9 protein-coding genes are annotated in these 5,513 nt (G+C 44.7%); all 9 read left to right on the forward strand.

Annotated elements, in window-relative coordinates; all coding sequences use genetic code 11:
- On the forward strand, positions 1–623 hold a 623-nt coding region (locus AOBCEHNH_RS08215), incomplete at its 5' end, for a replication endonuclease (protein WP_001876344.1).
- Complete coding sequence (locus AOBCEHNH_RS08220) at positions 556–708, forward strand: hypothetical protein (RefSeq protein WP_435988044.1); 153 nt, start codon at positions 556–558, stop codon at positions 706–708. The genes AOBCEHNH_RS08215 and AOBCEHNH_RS08220, both read left to right, overlap by 68 nt.
- Positions 641–880: a phage DNA packaging protein C gene (locus AOBCEHNH_RS08225; RefSeq protein WP_016670801.1), complete on the forward strand. Its 240-nt coding sequence runs from the start codon at positions 641–643 to the stop codon at positions 878–880. The genes AOBCEHNH_RS08220 and AOBCEHNH_RS08225 overlap by 68 nt, the downstream gene beginning before the upstream one ends.
- Entirely contained in the window at positions 877–1,335 is a 459-nt protein-coding gene (locus tag AOBCEHNH_RS08230) for a scaffolding protein D (protein WP_000084700.1), read from the forward strand. Before AOBCEHNH_RS08225 ends, AOBCEHNH_RS08230 begins: the two co-directional genes overlap by 4 nt.
- Positions 1,335–1,451 carry a phage DNA packaging protein J gene (locus AOBCEHNH_RS08235; protein WP_000033471.1) on the forward strand — a complete coding sequence of 39 codons (117 nt, stop codon included), beginning with the start codon at positions 1,335–1,337 and terminating at the stop codon, positions 1,449–1,451. Before AOBCEHNH_RS08230 ends, AOBCEHNH_RS08235 begins: the two co-directional genes overlap by 1 nt.
- 36 nt (positions 1,452–1,487) lie before the next feature.
- The gene (locus AOBCEHNH_RS08240; RefSeq protein WP_000065572.1) at positions 1,488–2,771 is read left to right on the forward strand and encodes a major capsid protein; all 1,284 of its coding nucleotides are present in this window, start codon (positions 1,488–1,490) and stop codon (positions 2,769–2,771) included.
- Between the two features lie 110 nt (positions 2,772–2,881).
- Positions 2,882–3,409: a hypothetical protein gene (locus AOBCEHNH_RS08245; RefSeq protein WP_000487867.1), complete on the forward strand. Its 528-nt coding sequence runs from the start codon at positions 2,882–2,884 to the stop codon at positions 3,407–3,409.
- Between the two features lie 8 nt (positions 3,410–3,417).
- The gene (locus tag AOBCEHNH_RS08250) at positions 3,418–4,404 is read left to right on the forward strand and encodes a Minor spike protein (RefSeq protein ID WP_000466547.1); all 987 of its coding nucleotides are present in this window, start codon (positions 3,418–3,420) and stop codon (positions 4,402–4,404) included.
- Between the two features lie 63 nt (positions 4,405–4,467).
- On the forward strand, positions 4,468–5,513 hold a 1,046-nt coding region (locus tag AOBCEHNH_RS08255), incomplete at its 3' end, for a replication endonuclease (protein WP_001700126.1).

Genomic DNA, 5,513 nt, shown 5'->3' on the forward strand with positions numbered 1-5,513 from the left:
TCGCAGTTCGCTACACGCAGGACGCTTTTTCACGTTCTGGTTGGTTGTGGCCTGTTGATGCTAAAGGTGAGCCGCTTAAAGCTACCAGTTATATGGCTGTTGGTTTCTATGTGGCTAAATACGTTAACAAAAAGTCAGATATGGACCTTGCTGCTAAAGGTCTAGGAGCTAAAGAATGGAACAACTCACTAAAAACCAAGCTGTCGCTACTTCCCAAGAAGCTGTTCAGAATCAGAATGAGCCGCAACTTCGGGATGAAAATGCTCACAATGACAAATCTGTCCACGGAGTGCTTAATCCAACTTACCAAGCTGGGTTACGACGCGACGCCGTTCAACCAGATATTGAAGCAGAACGCAAAAAGAGAGATGAGATTGAGGCTGGGAAAAGTTACTGTAGCCGACGTTTTGGCGGCGCAACCTGTGACGACAAATCTGCTCAAATTTATGCGCGCTTCGATAAAAATGATTGGCGTATCCAACCTGCAGAGTTTTATCGCTTCCATGACGCAGAAGTTAACACTTTCGGATATTTCTGATGAGTCGAAAAATTATCTTGATAAAGCAGGAATTACTACTGCTTGTTTACGAATTAAATCGAAGTGGACTGCTGGCGGAAAATGAGAAAATTCGACCTATCCTTGCGCAGCTCGAGAAGCTCTTACTTTGCGACCTTTCGCCATCAACTAACGATTCTGTCAAAAACTGACGCGTTGGATGAGGAGAAGTGGCTTAATATGCTTGGCACGTTCGTCAAGGACTGGTTTAGATATGAGTCACATTTTGTTCATGGTAGAGATTCTCTTGTTGACATTTTAAAAGAGCGTGGATTACTATCTGAGTCCGATGCTGTTCAACCACTAATAGGTAAGAAATCATGAGTCAAGTTACTGAACAATCCGTACGTTTCCAGACCGCTTTGGCCTCTATTAAGCTCATTCAGGCTTCTGCCGTTTTGGATTTAACCGAAGATGATTTCGATTTTCTGACGAGTAACAAAGTTTGGATTGCTACTGACCGCTCTCGTGCTCGTCGCTGCGTTGAGGCTTGCGTTTATGGTACGCTGGACTTTGTAGGATACCCTCGCTTTCCTGCTCCTGTTGAGTTTATTGCTGCCGTCATTGCTTATTATGTTCATCCCGTCAACATTCAAACGGCCTGTCTCATCATGGAAGGCGCTGAATTTACGGAAAACATTATTAATGGCGTCGAGCGTCCGGTTAAAGCCGCTGAATTGTTCGCGTTTACCTTGCGTGTACGCGCAGGAAACACTGACGTTCTTACTGACGCAGAAGAAAACGTGCGTCAAAAATTACGTGCAGAAGGAGTGATGTAATGTCTAAAGGTAAAAAACGTTCTGGCGCTCGCCCTGGTCGTCCGCAGCCGTTGCGAGGTACTAAAGGCAAGCGTAAAGGCGCTCGTCTTTGGTATGTAGGTGGTCAACAATTTTAATTGCAGGGGCTTCGGCCCCTTACTTGAGGATAAATTATGTCTAATATTCAAACTGGCGCCGAGCGTATGCCGCATGACCTTTCCCATCTTGGCTTCCTTGCTGGTCAGATTGGTCGTCTTATTACCATTTCAACTACTCCGGTTATCGCTGGCGACTCCTTCGAGATGGACGCCGTTGGCGCTCTCCGTCTTTCTCCATTGCGTCGTGGCCTTGCTATTGACTCTACTGTAGACATTTTTACTTTTTATGTCCCTCATCGTCACGTTTATGGTGAACAGTGGATTAAGTTCATGAAGGATGGTGTTAATGCCACTCCTCTCCCGACTGTTAACACTACTGGTTATATTGACCATGCCGCTTTTCTTGGCACGATTAACCCTGATACCAATAAAATCCCTAAGCATTTGTTTCAGGGTTATTTGAATATCTATAACAACTATTTTAAAGCGCCGTGGATGCCTGACCGTACCGAGGCTAACCCTAATGAGCTTAATCAAGATGATGCTCGTTATGGTTTCCGTTGCTGCCATCTCAAAAACATTTGGACTGCTCCGCTTCCTCCTGAGACTGAGCTTTCTCGCCAAATGACGACTTCTACCACATCTATTGACATTATGGGTCTGCAAGCTGCTTATGCTAATTTGCATACTGACCAAGAACGTGATTACTTCATGCAGCGTTACCATGATGTTATTTCTTCATTTGGAGGTAAAACCTCTTATGACGCTGACAACCGTCCTTTACTTGTCATGCGCTCTAATCTCTGGGCATCTGGCTATGATGTTGATGGAACTGACCAAACGTCGTTAGGCCAGTTTTCTGGTCGTGTTCAACAGACCTATAAACATTCTGTGCCGCGTTTCTTTGTTCCTGAGCATGGCACTATGTTTACTCTTGCGCTTGTTCGTTTTCCGCCTACTGCGACTAAAGAGATTCAGTACCTTAACGCTAAAGGTGCTTTGACTTATACCGATATTGCTGGCGACCCTGTTTTGTATGGCAACTTGCCGCCGCGTGAAATTTCTATGAAGGATGTTTTCCGTTCTGGTGATTCGTCTAAGAAGTTTAAGATTGCTGAGGGTCAGTGGTATCGTTATGCGCCTTCGTATGTTTCTCCTGCTTATCACCTTCTTGAAGGCTTCCCATTCATTCAGGAACCGCCTTCTGGTGATTTGCAAGAACGCGTACTTATTCGCCACCATGATTATGACCAGTGTTTCCAGTCCGTTCAGTTGTTGCAGTGGAATAGTCAGGTTAAATTTAATGTGACCGTTTATCGCAATCTGCCGACCACTCGCGATTCAATCATGACTTCGTGATAAAAGATTGAGTGTGAGGTTATAACGCCGAAGCGGTAAAAATTTTAATTTTTGCCGCTGAGGGGTTGACCAAGCGAAGCGCGGTAGGTTTTCTGCTTAGGAGTTTAATCATGTTTCAGACTTTTATTTCTCGCCATAATTCAAACTTTTTTTCTGATAAGCTGGTTCTCACTTCTGTTACTCCAGCTTCTTCGGCACCTGTTTTACAGACACCTAAAGCTACATCGTCAACGTTATATTTTGATAGTTTGACGGTTAATGCTGGTAATGGTGGTTTTCTTCATTGCATTCAGATGGATACATCTGTCAACGCCGCTAATCAGGTTGTTTCTGTTGGTGCTGATATTGCTTTTGATGCCGACCCTAAATTTTTTGCCTGTTTGGTTCGCTTTGAGTCTTCTTCGGTTCCGACTACCCTCCCGACTGCCTATGATGTTTATCCTTTGGATGGTCGCCATGATGGTGGTTATTATACCGTCAAGGACTGTGTGACTATTGACGTCCTTCCCCGTACGCCGGGCAATAATGTTTATGTTGGTTTCATGGTTTGGTCTAACTTTACCGCTACTAAATGCCGCGGATTGGTTTCGCTGAATCAGGTTATTAAAGAGATTATTTGTCTCCAGCCACTTAAGTGAGGTGATTTATGTTTGGTGCTATTGCTGGCGGTATTGCTTCTGCTCTTGCTGGTGGCGCCATGTCTAAATTGTTTGGAGGCGGTCAAAAAGCCGCCTCCGGTGGCATTCAAGGTGATGTGCTTGCTACCGATAACAATACTGTAGGCATGGGTGATGCTGGTATTAAATCTGCCATTCAAGGCTCTAATGTTCCTAACCCTGATGAGGCCGTCCCTAGTTTTGTTTCTGGTGCTATGGCTAAAGCTGGTAAAGGACTTCTTGAAGGTACGTTGCAGGCTGGCACTTCTGCCGTTTCTGATAAGTTGCTTGATTTGGTTGGACTTGGTGGCAAGTCTGCCGCTGATAAAGGAAAGGATACTCGTGATTATCTTGCTGCTGCATTTCCTGAGCTTAATGCTTGGGAGCGTGCTGGTGCTGATGCTTCCTCTGCTGGTATGGTTGACGCCGGATTTGAGAATCAAAAAGAGCTTACTAAAATGCAACTGGACAATCAGAAAGAGATTGCCGAGATGCAAAATGAGACTCAAAAAGAGATTGCTGGCATTCAGTCGGCGACTTCACGCCAGAATACGAAAGACCAGGTATATGCACAAAATGAGATGCTTGCTTATCAACAGAAGGAGTCTACTGCTCGCGTTGCGTCTATTATGGAAAACACCAATCTTTCCAAGCAACAGCAGGTTTCCGAGATTATGCGCCAAATGCTTACTCAAGCTCAAACGGCTGGTCAGTATTTTACCAATGACCAAATCAAAGAAATGACTCGCAAGGTTAGTGCTGAGGTTGACTTAGTTCATCAGCAAACGCAGAATCAGCGGTATGGCTCTTCTCATATTGGCGCTACTGCAAAGGATATTTCTAATGTCGTCACTGATGCTGCTTCTGGTGTGGTTGATATTTTTCATGGTATTGATAAAGCTGTTGCCGATACTTGGAACAATTTCTGGAAAGACGGTAAAGCTGATGGTATTGGCTCTAATTTGTCTAGGAAATAACCGTCAGGATTGACACCCTCCCAATTGTATGTTTTCATGCCTCCAAATCTTGGAGGCTTTTTTATGGTTCGTTCTTATTACCCTTCTGAATGTCACGCTGATTATTTTGACTTTGAGCGTATCGAGGCTCTTAAACCTGCTATTGAGGCTTGTGGCATTTCTACTCTTTCTCAATCCCCAATGCTTGGCTTCCATAAGCAGATGGATAACCGCATCAAGCTCTTGGAAGAGATTCTGTCTTTTCGTATGCAGGGCGTTGAGTTCGATAATGGTGATATGTATGTTGACGGCCATAAGGCTGCTTCTGACGTTCGTGATGAGTTTGTATCTGTTACTGAGAAGTTAATGGATGAATTGGCACAATGCTACAATGTGCTCCCCCAACTTGATATTAATAACACTATAGACCACCGCCCCGAAGGGGACGAAAAATGGTTTTTAGAGAACGAGAAGACGGTTACGCAGTTTTGCCGCAAGCTGGCTGCTGAACGCCCTCTTAAGGATATTCGCGATGAGTATAATTACCCCAAAAAGAAAGGTATTAAGGATGAGTGTTCAAGATTGCTGGAGGCCTCCACTATGAAATCGCGTAGAGGCTTTGCTATTCAGCGTTTGATGAATGCAATGCGACAGGCTCATGCTGATGGTTGGTTTATCGTTTTTGACACTCTCACGTTGGCTGACGACCGATTAGAGGCGTTTTATGATAATCCCAATGCTTTGCGTGACTATTTTCGTGATATTGGTCGTATGGTTCTTGCTGCCGAGGGTCGCAAGGCTAATGATTCACACGCCGACTGCTATCAGTATTTTTGTGTGCCTGAGTATGGTACAGCTAATGGCCGTCTTCATTTCCATGCGGTGCACTTTATGCGGACACTTCCTACAGGTAGCGTTGACCCTAATTTTGGTCGTCGGGTACGCAATCGCCGCCAGTTAAATAGCTTGCAAAATACGTGGCCTTATGGTTACAGTATGCCCATCGCAGTTCGCTACACGCAGGACGCTTTTTCACGTTCTGGTTGGTTGTGGCCTGTTGATGCTAAAGGTGAGCCGCTTAAAGCTACCAGTTATATGGCTGTTGGTTTCTATGTGGCTAAATACGTTAA

Source organism: Collinsella intestinalis, assembly GCF_902501455.1.
GTDB classification, from domain to species: domain Bacteria; phylum Actinomycetota; class Coriobacteriia; order Coriobacteriales; family Coriobacteriaceae; genus Collinsella; species Collinsella intestinalis.

What these genes read in the sequence shown, in the direction of transcription:
- AOBCEHNH_RS08230 (WP_000084700.1), top strand. Translation starts at nt 877, where the DNA reads ATGAGTCAAGTTACTGAACAATCCGTACGTTTCCAGACCGCTTTGGCC.
- AOBCEHNH_RS08235 (WP_000033471.1), top strand. Translation starts at nt 1,335, where the DNA reads ATGTCTAAAGGTAAAAAACGTTCTGGCGCTCGCCCTGGTCGTCCGCAG.
- AOBCEHNH_RS08240 (WP_000065572.1), top strand. Translation starts at nt 1,488, where the DNA reads ATGTCTAATATTCAAACTGGCGCCGAGCGTATGCCGCATGACCTTTCC.
- AOBCEHNH_RS08245 (WP_000487867.1), top strand. Translation starts at nt 2,882, where the DNA reads ATGTTTCAGACTTTTATTTCTCGCCATAATTCAAACTTTTTTTCTGAT.
- AOBCEHNH_RS08250 (WP_000466547.1), top strand. Translation starts at nt 3,418, where the DNA reads ATGTTTGGTGCTATTGCTGGCGGTATTGCTTCTGCTCTTGCTGGTGGC.